The 18980-nt window shown below is 54.2% G+C and carries 22 protein-coding genes and 1 pseudogene; 5 read left to right on the top strand and 18 right to left on the bottom strand.

Annotated elements, in window-relative coordinates; genetic code table 11:
- Positions 1-33 precede the first annotated feature (33 nt).
- Genes frdD through frdA form a run of 4 tightly spaced genes read right to left on the bottom strand, consistent with a single transcriptional unit; the run spans position 34 to position 3383 of the window.
- Positions 34-441, bottom strand: a complete 408-nt coding sequence (gene frdD / locus ACWHRL_RS01870; RefSeq protein WP_447894989.1) for a fumarate reductase subunit FrdD — start codon at positions 439-441, stop codon at positions 34-36.
- 2 nt (positions 442-443) lie between these two features.
- Positions 444-839 carry a fumarate reductase subunit C gene (locus ACWHRL_RS01865; protein ID WP_447894988.1) on the bottom strand — a complete coding sequence of 132 codons (396 nt, stop codon included), beginning with the start codon at positions 837-839 and terminating at the stop codon, positions 444-446.
- Positions 832-1599, bottom strand: a complete 768-nt coding sequence (locus tag ACWHRL_RS01860) for a succinate dehydrogenase/fumarate reductase iron-sulfur subunit (protein WP_447894987.1) — start codon at positions 1597-1599, stop codon at positions 832-834. The genes ACWHRL_RS01865 and ACWHRL_RS01860 overlap by 8 nt, the downstream gene beginning before the upstream one ends.
- Positions 1596-3383, bottom strand: coding sequence for a fumarate reductase (quinol) flavoprotein subunit (gene frdA / locus ACWHRL_RS01855; protein WP_447527588.1), 1788 nt, complete (start codon positions 3381-3383; stop codon positions 1596-1598). Before frdA ends, ACWHRL_RS01860 begins: the two co-directional genes overlap by 4 nt.
- 304 nt (positions 3384-3687) lie before the next feature.
- Between frdA and ACWHRL_RS01850 the strand changes: the two genes are divergently transcribed.
- A complete protein-coding gene (locus tag ACWHRL_RS01850; protein ID WP_447894986.1) occupies positions 3688-5157 on the top strand; it encodes an anion permease in 1470 nt (489 codons plus the stop codon).
- An 11-nt stretch (positions 5158-5168) separates the two neighbouring features.
- Here ACWHRL_RS01850 and menH read toward each other — a convergent pair whose 3' ends face one another.
- The 4 genes from menH to ACWHRL_RS01830 all read right to left on the bottom strand — a co-directional run bounded on the left by menH (position 5169) and on the right by ACWHRL_RS01830 (position 9555).
- Positions 5169-5948 carry a 2-succinyl-6-hydroxy-2,4-cyclohexadiene-1-carboxylate synthase gene (gene menH / locus ACWHRL_RS01845; protein ID WP_447894985.1) on the bottom strand — a complete coding sequence of 260 codons (780 nt, stop codon included), beginning with the start codon at positions 5946-5948 and terminating at the stop codon, positions 5169-5171.
- Position 5949: 1 nt separating this feature from the next.
- A complete protein-coding gene (menD, locus tag ACWHRL_RS01840; protein WP_447894984.1) occupies positions 5950-7701 on the bottom strand; it encodes a 2-succinyl-5-enolpyruvyl-6-hydroxy-3-cyclohexene-1-carboxylic-acid synthase in 1752 nt (583 codons plus the stop codon).
- A 5-nt stretch (positions 7702-7706) separates the two neighbouring features.
- Positions 7707-9035, bottom strand: a complete 1329-nt coding sequence (locus ACWHRL_RS01835) for an isochorismate synthase (protein ID WP_447894983.1) — start codon at positions 9033-9035, stop codon at positions 7707-7709.
- Between the two features lie 61 nt (positions 9036-9096).
- Positions 9097-9555, bottom strand: coding sequence for a DoxX family protein (locus ACWHRL_RS01830; RefSeq protein ID WP_447894982.1), 459 nt, complete (start codon positions 9553-9555; stop codon positions 9097-9099).
- A 215-nt stretch (positions 9556-9770) separates the two neighbouring features.
- Here ACWHRL_RS01830 and menA point away from each other — a divergent pair, with 215 nt between their 5' ends.
- Positions 9771-10697 (top strand): 1,4-dihydroxy-2-naphthoate octaprenyltransferase, encoded by a 927-nt coding sequence (gene menA / locus ACWHRL_RS01825; protein ID WP_447894981.1) that lies wholly within the window; start codon positions 9771-9773, stop codon positions 10695-10697.
- A 165-nt stretch (positions 10698-10862) separates the two neighbouring features.
- Here the strand turns inward: menA and ACWHRL_RS01820 are convergent, their stop codons facing one another.
- From ACWHRL_RS01820 to ACWHRL_RS01780, 9 genes and pseudogenes are all read right to left on the bottom strand, one after another.
- Positions 10863-11339, bottom strand: coding sequence for a GNAT family N-acetyltransferase (locus ACWHRL_RS01820; protein WP_447894980.1), 477 nt, complete (start codon positions 11337-11339; stop codon positions 10863-10865).
- A 151-nt stretch (positions 11340-11490) separates the two neighbouring features.
- Positions 11491-11985 (bottom strand): GNAT family N-acetyltransferase, encoded by a 495-nt coding sequence (locus ACWHRL_RS01815; RefSeq protein WP_447894979.1) that lies wholly within the window; start codon positions 11983-11985, stop codon positions 11491-11493.
- A 138-nt stretch (positions 11986-12123) separates the two neighbouring features.
- The gene (locus ACWHRL_RS01810) at positions 12124-12588 is read right to left on the bottom strand and encodes an ASCH domain-containing protein (protein ID WP_447894978.1); all 465 of its coding nucleotides are present in this window, start codon (positions 12586-12588) and stop codon (positions 12124-12126) included.
- A gap of 160 nt (positions 12589-12748) precedes the next feature.
- Entirely contained in the window at positions 12749-13123 is a 375-nt protein-coding gene (locus tag ACWHRL_RS01805; RefSeq protein ID WP_447894977.1) for a nuclear transport factor 2 family protein, read from the bottom strand.
- A 106-nt stretch (positions 13124-13229) separates the two neighbouring features.
- Positions 13230-13775: a GNAT family N-acetyltransferase gene (locus tag ACWHRL_RS01800; protein WP_447894976.1), complete on the bottom strand. Its 546-nt coding sequence runs from the start codon at positions 13773-13775 to the stop codon at positions 13230-13232.
- A 356-nt stretch (positions 13776-14131) separates the two neighbouring features.
- Positions 14132-14284 (bottom strand): annotated as a pseudogene (locus ACWHRL_RS01795) (antibiotic biosynthesis monooxygenase family protein); the annotation flags it as partial.
- Positions 14285-14365: 81 nt separating this feature from the next.
- Positions 14366-14725 (bottom strand): hypothetical protein, encoded by a 360-nt coding sequence (locus ACWHRL_RS01790; protein ID WP_447894975.1) that lies wholly within the window; start codon positions 14723-14725, stop codon positions 14366-14368.
- A gap of 74 nt (positions 14726-14799) precedes the next feature.
- The gene (locus tag ACWHRL_RS01785) at positions 14800-15114 is read right to left on the bottom strand and encodes a hypothetical protein (RefSeq protein ID WP_447894974.1); all 315 of its coding nucleotides are present in this window, start codon (positions 15112-15114) and stop codon (positions 14800-14802) included.
- Between the two features lie 59 nt (positions 15115-15173).
- Positions 15174-15713, bottom strand: coding sequence for a hypothetical protein (locus tag ACWHRL_RS01780; RefSeq protein WP_447894973.1), 540 nt, complete (start codon positions 15711-15713; stop codon positions 15174-15176).
- 594 nt (positions 15714-16307) lie between these two features.
- On the opposite strand from ACWHRL_RS01780, the gene ACWHRL_RS01775 reads away from it, so the two are divergent.
- The 3 genes from ACWHRL_RS01775 to ACWHRL_RS01765 all read left to right on the top strand — a co-directional run bounded on the left by ACWHRL_RS01775 (position 16308) and on the right by ACWHRL_RS01765 (position 18113).
- Complete coding sequence (locus tag ACWHRL_RS01775) at positions 16308-16553, top strand: DUF1203 domain-containing protein (protein WP_447894972.1); 246 nt, start codon at positions 16308-16310, stop codon at positions 16551-16553.
- Positions 16513-16770 carry a DUF1203 domain-containing protein gene (locus ACWHRL_RS01770; RefSeq protein ID WP_447894971.1) on the top strand — a complete coding sequence of 86 codons (258 nt, stop codon included), beginning with the start codon at positions 16513-16515 and terminating at the stop codon, positions 16768-16770. The genes ACWHRL_RS01775 and ACWHRL_RS01770 overlap by 41 nt, the downstream gene beginning before the upstream one ends.
- A 162-nt stretch (positions 16771-16932) precedes the next feature.
- A protein-coding gene (locus ACWHRL_RS01765) for an IS3 family transposase (RefSeq protein ID WP_447894326.1) occupies positions 16933-18113 on the top strand; the annotation gives its coding sequence in 2 pieces (ribosomal slippage) (positions 16933-17200 and positions 17200-18113; 1182 coding nt in all).
- 99 nt (positions 18114-18212) lie between these two features.
- On the opposite strand, the gene ACWHRL_RS01760 is transcribed toward ACWHRL_RS01765, so the two are convergent.
- On the bottom strand, positions 18213-18608 hold the full coding sequence (locus ACWHRL_RS01760; RefSeq protein ID WP_447894970.1) for a GFA family protein: 396 nt from the start codon (positions 18606-18608) through the stop codon (positions 18213-18215).
- Positions 18609-18980 lie beyond the last annotated feature (372 nt).

Genomic DNA, 18980 nt, shown 5'->3' with positions numbered 1-18980 from the left:
ATCGGTTAAGGCGTTCTGCGTCCCGTGCGCCGGTCAGCTCAGCATACCGGCCACCACCAGGCCTAATGCCAGCATACTCAGCAGCGCCGCCGCGCCGTACATCAGTTTCTTGTTGAAGCCGTCGCGGCCCACGCTTATATCGAACAGGCCATGGCGCAAGCGGTGAGCAGCATGAAAGAGCGGCAGGCACACCACTGCGCCGACAAACAAAAAGCCCGGTACGCTGAACAGTAGCGCCGTGGCCCGCTCGTAGCTTAGCGCGTCGGCGGGCAGCAGCCCAAGCGGCAACAAAACGCCAATAAACAGGATAACGGCGGGCAAAAGGACTGCAAAACAGACGCCGCCCGCGCTGAAAAGCCCCCACCAGAGCGGCTCATCGAAGGCTTGTTGGTGGGGGGCCGCCTGTGTGCTGTCGGGTTTACTCATGGCTTGCTTGCTCATATTCAGGCCCTCCCCAATAACCAGAAGAACAGCAGTGCGACGACCACCACGCCTGCCCACTGCCCCGCCACGATCATATTGTCAGGCAGGCTACGGCCAGCGATGCGCAGCGGCATGACCCGTGGAAACAGCACAAAGAACGTGGCGGCGTGATAAAGGCTCGCGGCAAGCGCCAGAAGGTTCAGCGCCAACACCAGCGGCGAGCCCATGAAGCCCACCCAGCCCTGCCAGCTATCCGCCCCCTGAACGAGCGCCACCATTCCCGCCATCAAACAAAGCAGGAAAAACACCAGCGGCAAAACCGTGGCTTCACGCAGCATATAAAGCTTGAAAAAACGATGCTTTAGCCACCAGTTGCGTTTCAGTGGCGGCAAGCGTTGCGATGATGTTTTATTCATGCGCCTTCCCCTCGCCGTTCATCTCATCGCCTTTGAACAAGGCGATCAAGGTATGCTTGGCCGCTTCGACCTTGCCCTGGTTCACCGCCGCGGCGGGGTCGACGTGCTTCGGGCACACCTTCGAGCAAAAGCCGACGAAGGTGCAGCTCCACACGCCCTCGTGGCGGTTGAGCTCCGCCATACGCTGCTTTTTGCCGTGGTCGCGGCTGTCCTGGTTGTAACGGTGGGCCAGCGCGATCGCCGCCGGGCCCCGAAACTCCGGGTTGAGCCCGAACTGTGGGCACGCCGAGTAGCAGAGCCCGCAGTTGATGCAGTTGGCGAACTGCTTGTAGCGGGCAAGCTGCGCCGGCGACTGCTTATAGGTTTCCGGCGCTTTAGGGTCGTAAGGTTTTACCGGACTGTCGTCAATCAGGTAGGGCTTCACCGCCGCCAGGTGCTCGAGAAAGATCTCCATGTCCACGACCAGGTCGCGCTGTACCGGAAAGTGGGCGAGCGGCTCGATACGGATCTCGCCGTCATAATCGCGCAAAAAGGTTTTGCAGCCGAGCTTGGGAATACCGTTCACCATGACCCCACAGGAGCCGCAGATCGCCATGCGACACGACCAGCGGTAGCTCAGCGTGCTATCCAACTGCTCTTTTATATGGTTGAGGGCGTCCAGTAGCGACGTGCTGTCATCAACCGGCAGCTCAAAGGCCTGCCAGTAGGACTCCGCCGCGTTATCGGGTACGTAGCGCTTAACGCTGATGGTCTTGTTCATACCTTGCCCCCTTTACCGGCATCCCCATAGGCCCGTTCTGCCGGGGCGGAAAAGCGTACATCGACCTCCTGCCAGTGCAGCTCGGCAGGCGCCTCGCCTTGATAGAACACCTGGCTGTGCTTGAGGTAGTTAACGTCGTCCCGCGTTTGCATCCCTTCGTCCAGACGCTGGTGGGCACCGCGGGATTCACGCCGCTCCAGGGCACCAAGGCACGAGGCTTCGGCGATATCCAGGCCACACCCAAGTTCGAGGCACTCCAGAAGCTCGGTATTGAATATCTTGCTGGTATCGTTGACACGAATCTCGCGGTAGCGCGCGCGCAGTTTTCGAATTTGTGCCAACGCCTGGGCCATGCTCTCCTCGGTGCGGTAGATACCACAGCCGCTTTCCATGGCCTGCACCATGGCATGTTTGAGATCCACCCAGTTCTCGCCGCTGCCGCCGCCATCGCAAAGGCGCGCAAGCGTGGCCTGTTGGCGCTCGGCCTGGGCGTGTAGAAGAGCGCTATCGGCCCACTCGGTGTGTGCCGCACGCCGGCTTGCCTGTTCACCGGCCAGGCGGCCAAACACCAGCAGTTCGGTGAGTGAGTTGGAGCCCAAACGATTGGCGCCGTGCAAGCCCACCGAGGCACACTCCCCGGCGGCGTAGAGCCCAGTGATCGAGGTTTCGCACTGTGGGTTGGTCTCGATCCCGCCCATGGTGTAGTGAACGGCGGGGCGAATGGGGATAGGTTCCTTCACCGGGTCGACGTTGATATAGGATTTGGCCAGCTCGCAGATGAACGGCAGGCGCTCGAGGATGGTTTTCTCACCCAGGTGGCGAAGGTCGAGATACACCACGTCGCTGTCGCCGAATTTGCCGGTGCGCCCGGCCTGCTGCTCCTGCCAAAACGCCTGGGAGAGCTTGTCCCGCGGGCCCAGCTCCATGTACTTGTTTTCCGGTTGGCCCAGCGGCGTTTCCGGGCCCAGGCCGTAATCCTGCAAGTAACGGTAGCCGTCCTTATTGAGCAGAATTCCGCCTTCGCCGCGGCACGCTTCGGTAATCAGAATGCCGGAACCGGGCAACCCGGTAGGGTGATACTGCACGAACTCCATATCGCGCAGCGCTACGCCGTGGCGGTAGGCCATCGCCATGCCGTCGCCGGTGACGATGCCTGCATTGGTATTGAAGCGAAACAGGCGCCCGGCGCCGCCGGTGGCCAACACCACCGCCTTGGCGCGCAGCAGCGTCAGCTCGCCGGTCGCGATCTGCAGCGCAATGACGCCGATGACCGCGCCTTCGTGAACGGCCAGGTCGAGCACGAAATACTCATCGAAGCGCTCGATCTCCGGGTATTTGAGCGAGGTCTGAAAGAGCGTGTGCAGCATGTGAAAGCCGGTTTTATCCGCGGCAAACCAGGTGCGGGCGGTTTTCATGCCGCCAAAACGGCGCACCTGCACCTGGCCGTCGTCTTTACGACTCCAGGGGCAGCCCCAGCGCTCCATCTGCACCAGCTCCTGATAGGCATGATGAACGAAGTAATCCACCACGCCCTGCTCGACCAGCCAGTCGCCGCCGGAGACGGTGTCATCGAAGTGAGCTTGGTGGGTGTCGTCGCTGCTGGTAACCGCCGCCGCGCCACCTTCGGCGGCTACGGTATGCGAGCGCATGGGATAGACCTTGGAGAGCATTGCAATACGCTGCGAGGTACCCTGCTCTTTGGCGGCCTCGGCCGCGCCAATCGCGGCGCGCAACCCCGCACCGCCTCCCCCTACGATGACAATATCGAAATCCTGCTGACGCATGGCACCCCCCTCCGCTGGCCAGGTTAAGAGCTTACCGATAAAGCGCTCTACGGCACTCTTTTCTGGTTTGAAATTACCATACCCCGGCACATCAAAGTATGGATCGCGCCTTAATCCAAAGAACTATTGACACACGTCAATCAAAGGCCTTAGGCGCACGTATTACAGTCATATCTCCACCCACCGTGACGTTGCGCCAGCGTCTTTCAGGCAGCGTATGAGGAGGCCACTCACCCCCACTTTTTCCTCCCGTAAGTGATTTACGGGTAATTTTCTGACCTGACCCGCCATAAGAGAGGGCAACATGACCAGTCGTGCTCAACCCGTGCCGTTATGGAAGTTGTTAGCACCCCTTTTCGTCGCCATCGTCGTTGCCTTGATACCCGCGCCATCGGGGCTGGCACCGCATGCGTGGTACTTTTTTGCCATTTTTCTGGGCTGTGTGGTCGGGCTGATACTCGAGCCCCTGCCCGGTGCAGTCGTTGGCCTACTCGGGGTGACGCTGGCTGCGCTGCTCTCGCAATGGGTACTGTTTTCGCCGGAGCAGCTGGCAGTGGAAGGCTTCAATGCCGCCAACCAGGCCTTCGCCTGGGCGGTCTCGGGCTTCACCAACTCGACCGTTTGGCTGATTTTTGGCGCCTTCATGTTTGCCCTTGGCTATGAGAAAACCGGCCTGGGGCGGCGCATCTCGCTTTGGCTGGTGAAATCCATGGGCAAGCGCACCCTAACGCTGGGTTACGCGGTCATGATCGCGGATGCGATTCTGGCGCCGTTTACCCCATCCAACACCGCGCGCAGCGGCGGCACCATCTACCCGGTGATTCGCAACCTGCCGCCGCTTTATGATTCCCACCCCAACGACCCCAGCATGAAGCGCATGGGCAGCTTTTTGATGTGGACGGCCATCGTGTCCACCTGTGTCACAAGCTCGCTGTTTCTGACCGCACTGGCCCCCAACCTGCTGGCCATCGCACTGACCGAAAGCGCCACCGGCCTGCATATCAATTGGGGGCAGTGGTTCATGGCGGTCGCGCCGGTGGGTATTTTCCTGCTACTCCTGGTGCCCTTGTTGTGCTACTGGCTGTGCGCCCCAGAGGTAAAAGCGGGTAATGAAATTTCCGACTGGGCCGGCCAGGAACTGGCCAAGCTGGGCCGCTTGACCCGCCATGAAATCCTTTTGGTCGTTATGGTGGTCACGGCCTTACTGCTGTGGATCTTTGGCGGCGACATCATTTCGGCGTCCCTGGTGGGCCTGGTGGTCATTTGCGCCATGCTGCTGACCGGCATCATCAACTGGAACGATATTCTCGATAACCGCGCGGCCTGGAATACCTTTGTCTGGTTTGCCACCCTGGTGGCCCTGGCCGGCGGGCTGAGCCAGGTCGGGTTCGTCAACTGGTTCGGTGGCGTGGTCGGCGGGCAGATCAGCGGCTTCAACCCCGTGATGGCCATGGTCGCGCTCACCGTGATTTTCTATCTGCTCCACTACCTGTTTGCCAGCGTTACCGCCCATGTGACGGCTTTACTACCGGTCATGCTGGCGGCGGCCTCGGGCATCGCGGGGCTGGATATGGAGCTGTTCGTTTTGCTGCTGCTCCCCACACTTGGCTTCATGGGCATTCTGACGCCCTACGGCACCGGCCCAAGCCCGGTCTACTACGGCAGCGGCTACCTGCCGGGCGGCCTTTGGTGGCGGCTGGGAGCGGTCTTTGGTCTGCTGTTTCTGGTGGTCTGGTTGGCGGTCGGGCTTCCGTGGCTGCTGCTGATCCACTGAGCAAAGGGCCCTTAAAAGAGCGCGCGATACCAGCTTTCCAGCTGCCGCGCGACCTGGCCGGGCTGCTCGGAATGCAGATTGTGCCCCCCTTCGAGGGGGGCATGCGCTATGTGGGTCGCCGCCGCTGCCAGGCGGGTCGCTAAGCCGTTGAATTTGGCGTCCTGAAGGCCGGACAGATAGCCGACCGGCAACGAGGTGTCTGCCAGCCACTGCCACTGAGAGGGCTGATGCCCCAGCGACGTGGCCCGTAACATGCAAGCAACGGACTTGCCGATATTGTGCCCCCGGCGCTTGCACTGCTGGCTGCGCGCCGCGGTGGAGAGATCGGCAAATACGGGCTGCTGGTACCAGTTGGCGAGCACGTTTTGAAGCGGTTCCTGCTCGAAACGTATTGCCCAGCGTTCATCATGCGCAATACGCCCCGGCCGCTCGCTTTCGGGTAGCCCGGGGTGGGCACTCTCCAGCCATAACGCTTGAAGCCCCGGCGGTTGGCGGCTGGCGTGATAAAGCGCCAGCCGCCCGCCCAGGGAATACCCCAGCAAGCAGTAGCGGTCGATGCCCCGGGCGTTCAAGGTGTTGCCCAACCAGTGATGAAATGCGTCGAAAGAGCTTACCTGCACGCCGTGGTTCTCGCCGTGGCCGGGCAGGTCCAGTGCCAGCGTCGGAATACCCTTCCCCGCCAACTGGTCACGGACCTTTATCCAGTCGTGCCGGTCGCCTAACAGGCCATGCAGCATTATCAGGGGCGGGTTGGAAAAATGGCTGGAAGAATGCTTGGAAGAGTCGCTCATATCAGGCCTCTCGAATCGCTGTGCCCAGGGCCGCCAGCTCATCCGCTACCTGCTGATGAGGCAAGCTGATTTCGATCAGCGTAACGCCGGTCTCGAGGGCCTGCTGGTAGGCCGCGGTAAAGGCATCGAGCGAATCGGGCGCGGCGTACGCAAGCCCGAACATCGAAGCCGCATGCTCAAAGCTTAGCCCGTGGGGCTGGCGAAAGTAGCGCTCCAACTGCTCGCCTTCTTTGGGCACCGGCAGCATATGAAAAATGCTGCCGCCATCGTTATTGAGAATGACCACCACCAAGGGGTGCGCCGCCTGTTTCAGCAGCGCCAGGCTGTTGAGGTCGTGCAGGGCGCTGGTGTCCCCCAGCACGAGGGTGGTGGGCCCTGGATGGGTACAACTGAGGCCGTAGGCCGTGGCCGTTAGGCCATCGATGCCGGAAGCGCCGCGATTGGTGAATACCCGCAGGGGCATTTCGCGGTAGGTGCCCAGCATATTCATCAGCCGCGCCACCAGGCTATTGCCGACCACCAGCTGCCCTTTCGCCTGTTGCGCCAGCTGGTGGCACACCCCCAGTTCGGAAAACGCAGCACATCGCGCGTCGACACACTCGCGGGTGCGCCGCTGAAGGCGATCCAGCCGGTGCCAGGGCGGCCGCTCGGCGAGTGTGGGCAACGCTTCAATGAACGCGTCGGGCGGGCTGACCCAGCGGCGCCTGATCACGTAATCGGGGTCGAGCCGTTGAGGCAGCGGATCGACCAGCCAGGTGTCCTGCCAGTGCTTTTGCGCAATAAAGCCGGTCAACCGCTTGGAAATCAGCCGCCCGCCGAACTGCAGCAGCACCTCGGCCTGGGCAAGCTCTTCGTAAAACTGCGGGTCATGAAGGGCCAGGTCGAAATACACAAGGTTCTGTGGATCGAAGCGAATCTGGCTTTGCAGGTCGGCCAATAAAGGCCAGCCCAACTGTTTGGAGAGCTCGACGATCTTCGCTACCTGGTGGGAGGCATGGGCGCTTCCCTCGATATTGCCCACGACAATCACGCCCCGCTTTCGGGAAAACACCTCCCACTCGCTATCGCACGCGCTAGTGTGTGCAGGGGTTTCCACAGGCGCCTGCCAATCACTCCAGGGGGCGGTGCCTGCCTGCCAGCGGCCTAGCGGGGCAAGATAGTGGGTGGCATCCAGTAACTCGCGACCCGGGTAGAGCGGTTCGCGATACCGGCAGTTAATATGGATAGGCCCAGGCGTGCGGCGCTGTCGATCGACACAGTGGTCGATGGTACTCAGCAAAAAAGCCGCTTGCATCTCAGCGGCTGGCGGCGGCAAATCGCGGTGCTCGACCGTGTGACGGGCGAAAATATCCCGCTGATCGATCGCCTGGTTGCTGCCGTTATCCAATAGCTCGATCGGCCGGTCGGCGGAGATCACCACCAGCGGCACGCCGGTCAATTTGGCTTCCACGACCGCCGGATAAAGATTGGCGACCGCCGTCCCCGAGGTCGTGATGATCACGACCGGCCGATGGCTGCCCCGGGCCATGCCAAGCGCGAGAAAGCCAAGCCCGCGTTCGTCGAAATGGCAGTGGCAGTTTAGCCCCGCATGTTCGCTGGCCGCCGCCGTCAACGGGGCCGAACGCGAGCCCGGCGCCAGCACGACATCGCGCACCCCCAGGCGATAAAGCTCCTCCAGCATCAGCGCGGCCCAGAGGTGATTGAAAGTGGCGTGATGCGTTGCAAAGCCAGGCATTGAAGCAGGCGTGGTCATGTGTGTTACCCCATACCCAAAAGCGCCATGATATCGGCAATTTTACTATCCAGCTCGCGCCATTCAGCCTCGGGTTCAGAGCCTTCCACGATACCGGCGCCGGCATAGAGGCGAATCGTATCGGCGCCTACATGGGCACAGCGGATCGCCACCGCCAGGTCGCTATTGGCATGACTAATGCGCCCGACCACCCCCGCGTACCAACCGCGCTGATGGCTTTCATGGCGCTGAATGAACGAAAGCGCCGCGGCGTGCGGCACGCCCCCCACCGCTGGCGTGGGCGGTAGGCGCATCAAAAGCTGCTGATCGGTCACCTCGGGGTGAAGCTCGGCATGAATGAGGCGGCGGATATGCTGCACCGAACGCAGCGTAACGATGTGCGCCTCACCCATGCCTACCTGGCGCGAAAGCGGTTTTAGCTGGGTCAGTATCTGATGATACACACACTGGTTTTCCAGACTGTTCTTGGTATCCCGAAGCAGTGCGTCCGCCAGTTCACTATCCTGCTTAGCATCGCGCCCGCGGCGTGTCGTGCCCGCCAGGGCTTCGCTCTGTACGTGGCGGCCTTCACGCCCATAAAGCCGCTCCGGCGGGCAACCAATAAACGCCTCATCGGGGGTGAACTGAATACCAAACTGAAAACACCCGGTGGCTTTCGCCTGCCAACGCGCCAGCAGCGCCCAGGGGTCCGGCAGTTCACTGCTCGTCAGGCGTGTCTCGCGTGAAAGCACGACCTTGGGCGTTTCATTCAATTGCTCGGGCCGTGTCACACGTTTGACTCGCTCACCCCACTCTGCCCGCGTGGGGGTGTCGTCTCGCATAAGGGTAAGCGGCACGGGGGGCGGAAAAGGCCGTGGGGGCATTAGTGAATCGAGCGCTGCCTGGGCCTCGGCCAGCTCCTGCTCCCGCGGGCGCTCATCAAAGCGTAGATTCAGCGACAGGGTCGTAAGCGAGCCCTCGCGCTTTAGCTCTATACGGGGCAACACGAAATGACAGGCGCCGAACCCGGTCCACCCAGGTGCTCCGGGGTCGAAGGCCATTCCGCCAAAATAGCCGGGCTGCGCGCCTGGTTCGGCGGCCAGGGCCCACTGGTCGCCATGCAGCGCCGCCAGGGTATTAAACGCCCGGGCGGCGCCCACTATGGCGTATTCCGGCGCCTCGGCTTCCCGCGCTTTCCAGTAAAGCCTGGGTAACGCGCTCTGCCCGTTCAGCCAATCCATCAAAGGGCCACACGGGCAAGGCGTACTCAGACGTATAAATCCCCGCCGGTCGTCAGGGCAAAGCGCTTCCAACTGGCGCTTTAGCTCGACGACCGGGGTTGCTGATGGCTTCATTGAGCACCTATTTTCTTTACCTGCTGCACAATGCGACGGCCCGATGTAGAGGTGGTTAGACTCAAGAATGGCGGACACCCAGCCACCGGTGTTTGATATAGGGTAGCACCCAGCGGTCTCCGCCAAAGCGGCCTGCATTGGCGCCGGCAACCAGCAAGAAGAAAGTGAGCGCGATCATCCACGGGTTGGTCGAGACGGTGCCCGCCATCAAGAAGGACATGTTCATGACGATGGCGAAAAAAGCGGCAAACGACGTCAAAACGCCCGCGATCAGCCCAAGCCCGACCAGTATTTCGCCTATGGGAATGACCACATTGAACACTTCGGCATAAGGCAGTGCGAAGTGTTCCAGAAAGGCCTCGTAGTTGGGGTACACCATGCTACCCTCGCGCATGACCGGGTTGGCGACGGCATTACTCAAAAAGCCCTGAGCATCGAAGCCCCCGGTGATCTTGCCGATACCCAGCATGAGCCAGGTCACGCCCAGGTAAAGGCGCAACACCAACCACACGAAGGCCATATATTTGTTTTTCCTAAATAAGTCGCCGATCATTTCGTAGACTCCTTTTCAAAAGGGAACACCCTTAGTGTGGTTGAAAGTGGGCTGGCGCTTTATGACATATGTCTATGTTTCATCACTTAACCGGCCATTCACCTACATTTTTGCCTGAGTTGCTTGCAGGATGAGCCAACTCGCCATTTCTTAACCCATGTTATTAAAAGAGATAGTAATCGATGGTCCATTTCAGACGATACCCTGACTTCAAAACCTGGCTTTTGGCGGCCCGGCCACGCACCTTACCGCTGGCCTGCGCCTCCATCCTGCTGGGTAGCGGGCTGGCCGCCCAGCAGGGAAGTTTCGAGACGGGTATTTTCGTGCTGACCCTGTTGACGGCGATGTCGCTACAGATACTTTCCAACCTGGCGAACGACTACGGCGACGCGGCCTCTGGCGCCGACGACGACGCGCGTATCGGCCCGGTGCGAGCGGTGTCGTCGGGCCTTATGACGGCGGCGGCAATGCGTCGGGGCATGATGGTCACCGCCGGGGCGGCCGCGGTGTTGGGAAGCGGGCTATTACTGGCCGCGTTCGGCGGGCAGTGGGGGCATATTCTGGCGTTTTTGCTATTGGGGGCGGCGTCCCTGCTGGCGGCGGTTACCTATACCGTGGGGCTCGGCGGCAAGCCTTACGGCTACCGGGGGCTGGGCGATATCGCCGTGTTTTTGTTCTTCGGGCTACTGGGGGTGCTCGGCACGTATTATCTTCATACGCAGCACATAAGCGGGCTTTCGATACTCCCCGCCGCGGCCTGTGGGCTGTTATGCACCGCCGTGCTGAACGTGAACAACGTGCGCGATATCGAAAGCGACGCGCGTAATGGCAAATTGACTCTGGCGGTCAAGCTCGGCCGCGAAAGCGCCCTTCGCTATCACTGGGCCCTGCTGGGCACGGCGCTACTGCTGACCCTGGCCTACCTGATACTCCTACCGGTGCCCTGGCTGGGCTGGAGCTGCCTGCTGGTGGCAAAGCCCCTCTCTGATGCCGCCAGAACGCTTGGCCACACCCGCAACGGTGAAACCCTGACCGGGATGTTGAAGAAGACGGCGCTTTCGACGCTGGTTTATAGCGTACTGCTGGCGAGTGGGTTGGCGTTTTTTTAGGGATGTCGGTAAGTGTTGAGAGCCCGTTATAAACGACGGGCACTTAACTGCGGCTAACCATCTTGATGTGGGAGCGCCCGTATTTCTGGCTTCAGAAGGTGGCCCTGAAGCCTTGAAGTGGCGCTGTTCATGCATCGATACGGCATCATTTTTATATTGCGGCTACTACTCACCAATGTTCTTGGACATATTGAAACCAGTAATCGCAAAGCCGACTTCCTGGTATAGCTTGAGCGCACGCTCATTTTGGCAAGCTACCCTTAACTTTATTTGATTAATACCAGCTTCTTTTAGCTGCTTTTCGAAAGCGGCAATAGCAAAGGTGCCATAACCCAAACCCCGAAACTCATCCAATACGAAGAAATCAGATATATAAGTCGACTTATCTCCAGCATTGATCGAATGCCACAAATAACCTACATGCTTTAGCTGCCCATCAATGTCAGCATCAATGCACAACAGTGAATGCTCACTCCCCTCTAAACCATTGGGAAAGCAACGTTGGAGATCCTTCTTAGCCAGCTCAACTCCCCACTCTATGGAGTGCCCATAGTTTTGGGCTATTTCCCGGCTGTAATCAGCGATAAAATACTGACAATAAATGGGATATTCCTCTTTTTGCATTTCCCGAAGCACAACCATTTATATTCCTTTTTATACGATGAAACTCATTTGCAATATAACGCCGCGTCAAGGGGTGAGCAACGCCGACCACCACACCTAAACCATCGTCCCTTACCCTTAAACACGAAATTCAACTTAAACTAAAATAGTCGAGCGTTGCGAACGCGCTTTAACTAGCTGTCTCGAAGTGGATAAAAAACATTAGAAGATCGACATCTTTAGCTTGTGACAAGCTGTAACCTTCACCCACGACATTGGAAACGGCAGATTCCCAGAAGCTCAGGGCGCCGGAGTTCTCCAGAAGAATACGAACTTGCCACTTACCAGGAAACGCCTTAACCACCTGCGAAAAAATATTTTTACCTATTCCTTGACCTTTAAACTTACGAAGTACGAAAAACTGGGCGACATCGTATATTGATAAATCGCCAGGATAACGACGAATCAACACAAAACCAGCCAGTTCGGAACCCACGTAAATAAAGTAAGGGATACAATCTTCCTGCTCCCAGTACACGTCAAACTTTGAAACGTCGTAACTAAATTTACCCTCATGGTCAGTATTCCATTTCATATACTCGGTCATATCGTATATGTAATAGGAAAACAGGTTCTCAAGTACCTTGCGCTCTTGCTCTTTAATTTTGATCAGCTGAACTTCCATTTCTCTCCTGCCAGTTAACGTCCGGTTAATGGGCTGACAACGTAAAAACAATAAACCTAAAATAACAACCGTAAGTACACATGCCAATTTAAAAAAATGTCACGCGTTGGCAGTCTCTCTTGAACCGTTTTTTTTATTTTATTTATAGACGACCTTGAAGCGTTCTAAAACCAACAGCATATCCTCTGTTGGCTCAATACCCAATTCGTTGCACTCTAAGCTAAAAAATTCCCAATGGGCTTCTCGCCACCACTTTAATGACTTATCGCCCTCACCTTCTTCTGCTGCAAAAGCCGCGGTCACATCGCTGTATTTACACTTACTAACGGAGGTGAGTTCGATGATACAGACAGGTGCCCCCTCCCAATCCGTCACTACTTGGAGATGACCAACTTCTGGCATGGGTTCACCCTCGTGACTATACCAATACTCCAGGCTACACGAGACACGTTTTTCTCCACGCAGTATTAAGTCGGCACATACATTGGCATTGTACTCATCTGCGCAGAAATAATCAGCACTGAAAGACGTATATTTTTCCGCGGTTTCGCTAGGCAATGAGCTTAGATATTTGTTTAAATAAGCCTGACTTCTTTCTTCCATAATCTCGAATCCCAATTAAAAATATAACGCTAATCTAAGTGGCTAAAAATGCCACACTAGCCCTAAAATTACCACCGTAAACATATAAATCCAATTTAAAATAAAACCGCCACGCGTTTGCAGTCCGCCTTAAGCACCATGTTATGTGCGTAGCCAACTCTTACACCATTTTTACCCATTTGGAACGCCATTCTTGCGCTTCCATTGGGTCAGGCCAGAATTCTTTTTGTTTACGGATAAGCCCATTTTCTACAGTATGAAACGTAATAGCACGCGCCTTTTTAATGCTATCAGTTATAAAAACATCAGTGACTACGGTTTCGCCATCACAGACGATTGAATGAACGATGAATTCCCAAGTACTATTTGCTGGATAGTAGGAGTTGATTGCTGTGAAATTTTCTCGCCCAACAATAAGCTCACCAGATTGAGGCCAAAAAACTTCAAAATCCAGACTAAGCCACTCACTAGCTTTCGCGAAATCATTAGTTTTCATTGCATCCCAAAATGCCAAGACAACTTCCTTTGAATCCATGATTTCCCTCCAAGCACATAACGCCGCGTTAAGGTGTGAGCGACGCTTGGCTATACTTGAGCGAAGCGAAACTGCCAAGCGTTGCGAATCACTCTTAAATGCTTTGTTATGCGTAATTTTTGACGTACTTTGTCATTGCTGTTTCCGAGACTGACAAACCGTCGATTCTATATTGATCTTTGAACTCTCCAACAACATCGAACCCTGCTTTTAGGTAGAGGTTCTTTGCTGAGAAATTCTCTGATAGTACACAAAGATCAAGCCAGTCAATTTCGGCTTTTTCTTGGCAGAAATTTATAACCGCATCAATGAGTCGTTGACCAACACCTTGTTTCCGGCAGGAAACATCTACGCCCATACCAAGTAGAACTCGATGAGAACGTCTATCATCACCGTGGTGGCGAAGATCAATGTGACCTTTGATACTTCCAGAGGTGTCTTTTACAACCCAGAGCTTTCTCCAACCTAAATCGCCAAAGTGATGGGAAAAGCCTTGGATAAACTTATCTTTTGTTGCTTCTGGAATTTCACTTTGCTCTCTGGATATTGGCTGGAAAAGAGGAACTTCTCCATTACCATTTTCAGACAGCTGATTTTCAAGATACGCAAAGAATGAATCTAAATCCGATTTTTCCGCTTCTACTACTTCCATCTAATACTCCGTAGTCCATCGATTACGCATAACAGAGATTATACGCCCAACCACATAACATCAATAAACGCGCCGGCGCGCTTATTGATGTTATGCAGCCCAAGCGCAGCCCGTAACTTACTGATCAATTTAACGCCGACCCTTTTTCAGGCAACCTATTCATTATTCGCATGCCCGCTCGTTTTGCTCGCTTCAATCATACCCTATCCACAAATTTACCTTCGGTCACGCGTAAATTTGATGACAGTCGTCAGCCATAGGTCGCAAACCTTCGCTCGCCAATTTTTCAGGCAGGCCCAACACAACATTGCCGCTCGTAAGTGGCAGCATTAAATGAGTGGTTGGAAAGCGAAGCGTCAAAGCACCAATTCACACCCTTCGAACTTTGGCGGCCCAAGGTAGATGCCTTCCGGTGACTTGGTGTTGGCGTGGGCCTTGCGGAAGGCTTCGGACTGGATCCAGGCGCGGAAGGCGTCTTCACTCTTCCAGACACTGTGGGAAATGCTTACGAAATTGATCGCCGGTCCGAGCACCCTTCCATAGAGCGACACTTTGAACTTGAGACCGCCCTTCCTTACCATGTATAAACTTCACTTTTCTCCTCGACCAAGATACAAAGCGGAAAAATAGTATATGATATAAATTCCACTCATTGAAAATATCACTGGCCTATGACTAACTCGGTAGTCAGTAATAGAGAAAATCGGAATCCAGTTTACTACCAAAATATAAAATGGTAACGAAAGAGCCAGTAAGCCTGCTGACATTTCACTTAAAAATTTTGCCTTGATTGACCAGATAAGCGTTCCAATTAAAATCACTGCAGGAATAATGACACGAAGTGTGTCATACAGCGTTCTTTTATCACTTTCAAACTGGGTGTAAACCAATACCCCAGAAATTAAGATACTAATGCAAAAAGCAATAACATGACCCAGATAATTATTCATATGCACAACGCTTAAACTTACGTCAGTTTTAAAGCAGTGAAGCCAGGGAGAAACTACCCGACAACATTGCCATTTTAAGTATTTGACCCAGCGTGGATCCGCACTGCTTTACCGTAAAAAACCCAGCCGCTTACGCCACCTTGTTGAATTTTTATGGCCATAAAGTCCTTGCCATACTGAATACGCTGTACATCATATTCAGCATCGGTGATTATCTCAAATATTACGCTACAACCTGGTTTATTCGAGTAGCCGCACTCCCAGTCAGTGTATGCAGACACCGGGGCACTGATTTCTACAACTTTAGCTTGGTCAGTAGCGATATCCATGAGCCAAACGCCCAAAACCGTCAAGATAACTACGAATAATATACTTAAAATAATTTTCATATTGACACTTAATTCTTAATTTTAGCGGCACCCATCAGGGCTTTCGCCTAAATAATTTTTTAGTTGCCATGCCGCATATCCAACACCATGAATCTAGAATCTGAACGGCAGCTAGTACCATCGCTCCCACACCAGATACCCCAAATCGTGCTACCGATATTAATGAAGTAAATGACCAGGCTTTGATCAAGTGATCCAGTTACAGCTAATCGGTGTGCCTTTTCTACAGGCTCTGGGTCTAGCCCTGATTGCAGCTCAGTTATAGCGGCCTGCACCTCAGGATTATTAGTGGGCATCTCTAAAAATTCAATCTTTGTAAAGTGAGACGCTCCGCCAATCGGTTCCGGCTGAGTCTGTACCATCTGGGATGGAATGAAAACCGGCGAGTACGCAGCAGGCTCTGACCAAATCCAACCCTCGCGATTAGAGATAATATGCCCGTATGGAGTACAGACTATTTCTCCCCATTCCGACAATGGCTCAGGTAGCTCTATAACGGCGGTGTCAGGTGTGCCAGTACAGTCACCCTGAGGTGTAGCGGCTTCGGCATTGAATGAAAAAATTAACGCTATTGTGACGAGCAATGACTTGTAATTCATTATTGTCCTTAAATTGGGCAGTTAACGCCGCGAACAGCGTAATTCAAAGTGGCTTGGAGCGAATCGGAAAGCCGCTTTGAATTATTCGGCTGATTCGCTTTATCGACTGCCACAGCTAAACGTATCATCTTTTCCTGCTGGCAAGAGTCGATGAGCGCTTTCGAAGCACCGGCCTTCGGGCCATCGAACATCAACCTGGTCATCTGCCATCTCGAAAGGAGGCTCTACAATTTGTCCTACTCCAACGCCACGCCCCCATGCGTCGAACTCATTAGGCTGCCATGTTTTTGGGTTCTTCTGGACGTATTCACCGACTCTGAATCCCATATATGGGGCCCTACGCTAGATTAAAGTTAACGACCAAGCCCAGTGGCGCGTACGAGGAGCCAAGGAAAGTGGCTTGCGTCTAATCCGAGCCCGCTGCAGCACCTTGTTAGGCACTTCCTTCATCCCCGTTCAACCATTATGCCGAATCCTAAAGATCCAGTGCAGCGATAGACTGAATACCGCAAGAAACGGGTCGGCTTGGAAGAAAATCTTGTCAACAATGGAGGTCCTACCCCTAACGAAAGTTCATTGATCGAGGTATGCCTAATGGTTCGTTTTGTAGCTCTTGATACTGCCTCCGTACGGAAGCTCCAGAATGGAGGGCTTGATGCCAACGGGCAACCGTGTGAGCAGGCGACTTCCACTGGTGCCGGAATACCGTGTCGCCACTGCCTTCGACACGTTGAGGAAGGTGACAAGTATCTAATTCTGTCGTTTCGCCCTTTTTCTACCCTCCAGCCCTATTCCGAGCATGGCCCCATATTTCTGCACGAAGGAATGCGAGAGGCATGAAAGCGGTAGAGATCTTCCCCCCATTCTCGATAGCGCTCAATACATTGTCCGGGGCTACGATTCCTCCGACAGAATAAGATATGGAACGGGAAAGGTTACCCAGAAAACTCTGATTGCGGAATACGCAGAAGCGCTTTTCGCGGACCCAGGCGTTGCTTATCTTCACGTGCGATCCGCCGCAAACAACTGCTACCAGTGTCGAATCGACAAGGAGTGAACCGATTCACGAAGCACTCTATCTCATTAGTATTTGTAGCGTTCGATTACGGTCCACAAGACTAAGCTAAGTGACTAAAAAACATGGCACTGTAGTGGCATAGTAAATTTGGCCACCTAATTAGAGGTGCTAATATGCACCAAGACATCACCAGGTGGCAGCATGGCAACAAGACCAAAACGTAACTTTAGCCCTGAATTCCGGCTCGAAGCAGCACAGCTAGTCGTCGATCAACACTACACGGTTCGTGAAGCGGCTGAAGCCATGAATGTGGGGTATTCGAGCATGGATAAATGGGTTCGTCAGTTACGCCAGGAGCGTGATGGCCAAAGCCCTAAAGCAACGCCCATGACAGCCGATCAGCTCAGGATTCGCGAGCTTGAAAAGCGCATCCGTGACATTGAGATGGAAAAAGACATCCTAAAAAAGGCTACCGCTCTCTTGATGTCGGACTCCCTGAACACTTCTCGCTAATCGAGAAACTCAAGACGAGCTACCCGGTAAAAAAACTGTGTGACGTGTTTGGCGTGCATCGCAGCAGCTTTAAATACTGGAGACAACGTTCACAAAGACCTGTGTGTGCCACGAAGACCAAGGAAATAGCCAAGGTCAGAGAGCTATTTCGCGAGAGCGAAGGCTCTGCAGGGGCGCGCAGCATCGCAGAGATGGCGACAAGGCAGGATGTGCCGTTAAGTCGCTATCGCGCTGGCCGCCTGATGGAAAAGCCTGGCCTGATTAGTTGCCAAGTGCCTGGGCACACCTACAAGAAAACAGGTGATGAACATGTTGAGGTACCGAACCACTTAGCGCGTCAGTTTAACGTTGAGGCGCCCAACCGCGTTTGGTGTGGCGACGTCACATATATCTGGACTGGCAAACGCTGGGCTTATCTAGCCGTTGTCATGGACTTATTTGCCAGGAAAACGATTGGCTGGTCGATGTCGTTGTCGCCCGATAGCGAACTCACCAGCAGCGCATTGGAAATGGCTTATGAGAGCCGTGGGCGGCCAAAAGGGGTTATGTTCCACAGCGACCAGGGCAGTCATTACACGAGCCGTAAGTTCCGTCAGACACTCTGGAAATGCCAGGCAAAACAAAGCCTGAGTCGACGTGGTAATTGCTGGGATAATGCGCCAATGGAGCGTTTCTTCAGGAGCTTAAAGGTTGAATGGGTGCCAACGTATGGCTATCGATCATTCTTGCAGGGGCAGCATCATATCGTGAACTATTTAATCGGGTATTACAGCCAGCTTAGGCCTCACCAGCATAACGGTGGTATGAGTCCGAACCAGGCAGAGGAAAAGTACTGGGTTAACTATAAAGCGGTGGCCAGTTTTACTTGACCACTACACACTCAACTCAATTAACCCCAGCCAACACCACACTTAATGGAACCAAAATGCCGAACGTTTGTTGGCCATCTTGAGCGCTTTATTATAAAACTACCTATCGGCTGGATGATTGACACCATCATTAGTAACAACATCACCTAAATCAAACGGATTTACGCCCTGTAAACAGCCTACATTAAAACCGTATTCATCAGGAGCCGAACGTCTTTGGTGATGAGTATAGATCCCACAATTTGAACAAAAATAGTGTTTAGCCGTATTTGTATTGAATTGATAGAGCTTTAGAAAATCTTGCCCTTTTAACAAACGAATACCCTCAAGCTTTACAGAAGCAACAACAGCCCCCTTACGGCGGCAAATAGAACAATCACAACGCCTGGGCTTTTCAATACCGTTTGGTAAATGCAATTCAAGCTCAACAGAGCCACAGTGGCATGTTGCAATATGTTTCGTATTAATCTTAGTACCACCAACTTCTTTGATCATACCTAATTCTCTTTTAATGCTAGTTTTTAACGCCACACCATTCACTGTATGATCTCAACACCTTTGACTCTAAGGTGCTCAGCTAAATCAATCAATGGATAAGTTTTAATTGCTCCTTGAGGCCAATTAATTTTCTAAGCCTTCGCTGCCTTGACGCCAAAATTTAATGCCACAATCGAAGTGCAACCTAAGCCAACGGCCATTGATTTTTAAATACACCACATCAGCGGGTTCTTCGAGAACTTCGTCATATCAGAATTCCGGCACAATCATCTCTTGAAGCGATTGTTTTTCTATCTGCGGCCACTGGCTATTCACTTCGAGTTCTTCCATATCTCAAAAATTGTAACGTCCGCAGCAACGACGGCCTAA

The sequence above is a fragment of the Vreelandella sp. GE22 genome, from assembly GCF_968212445.1.
Note: the sequence above shows the minus strand (reverse complement) of the source record. Positions and strands in the feature narration are given on the sequence as shown.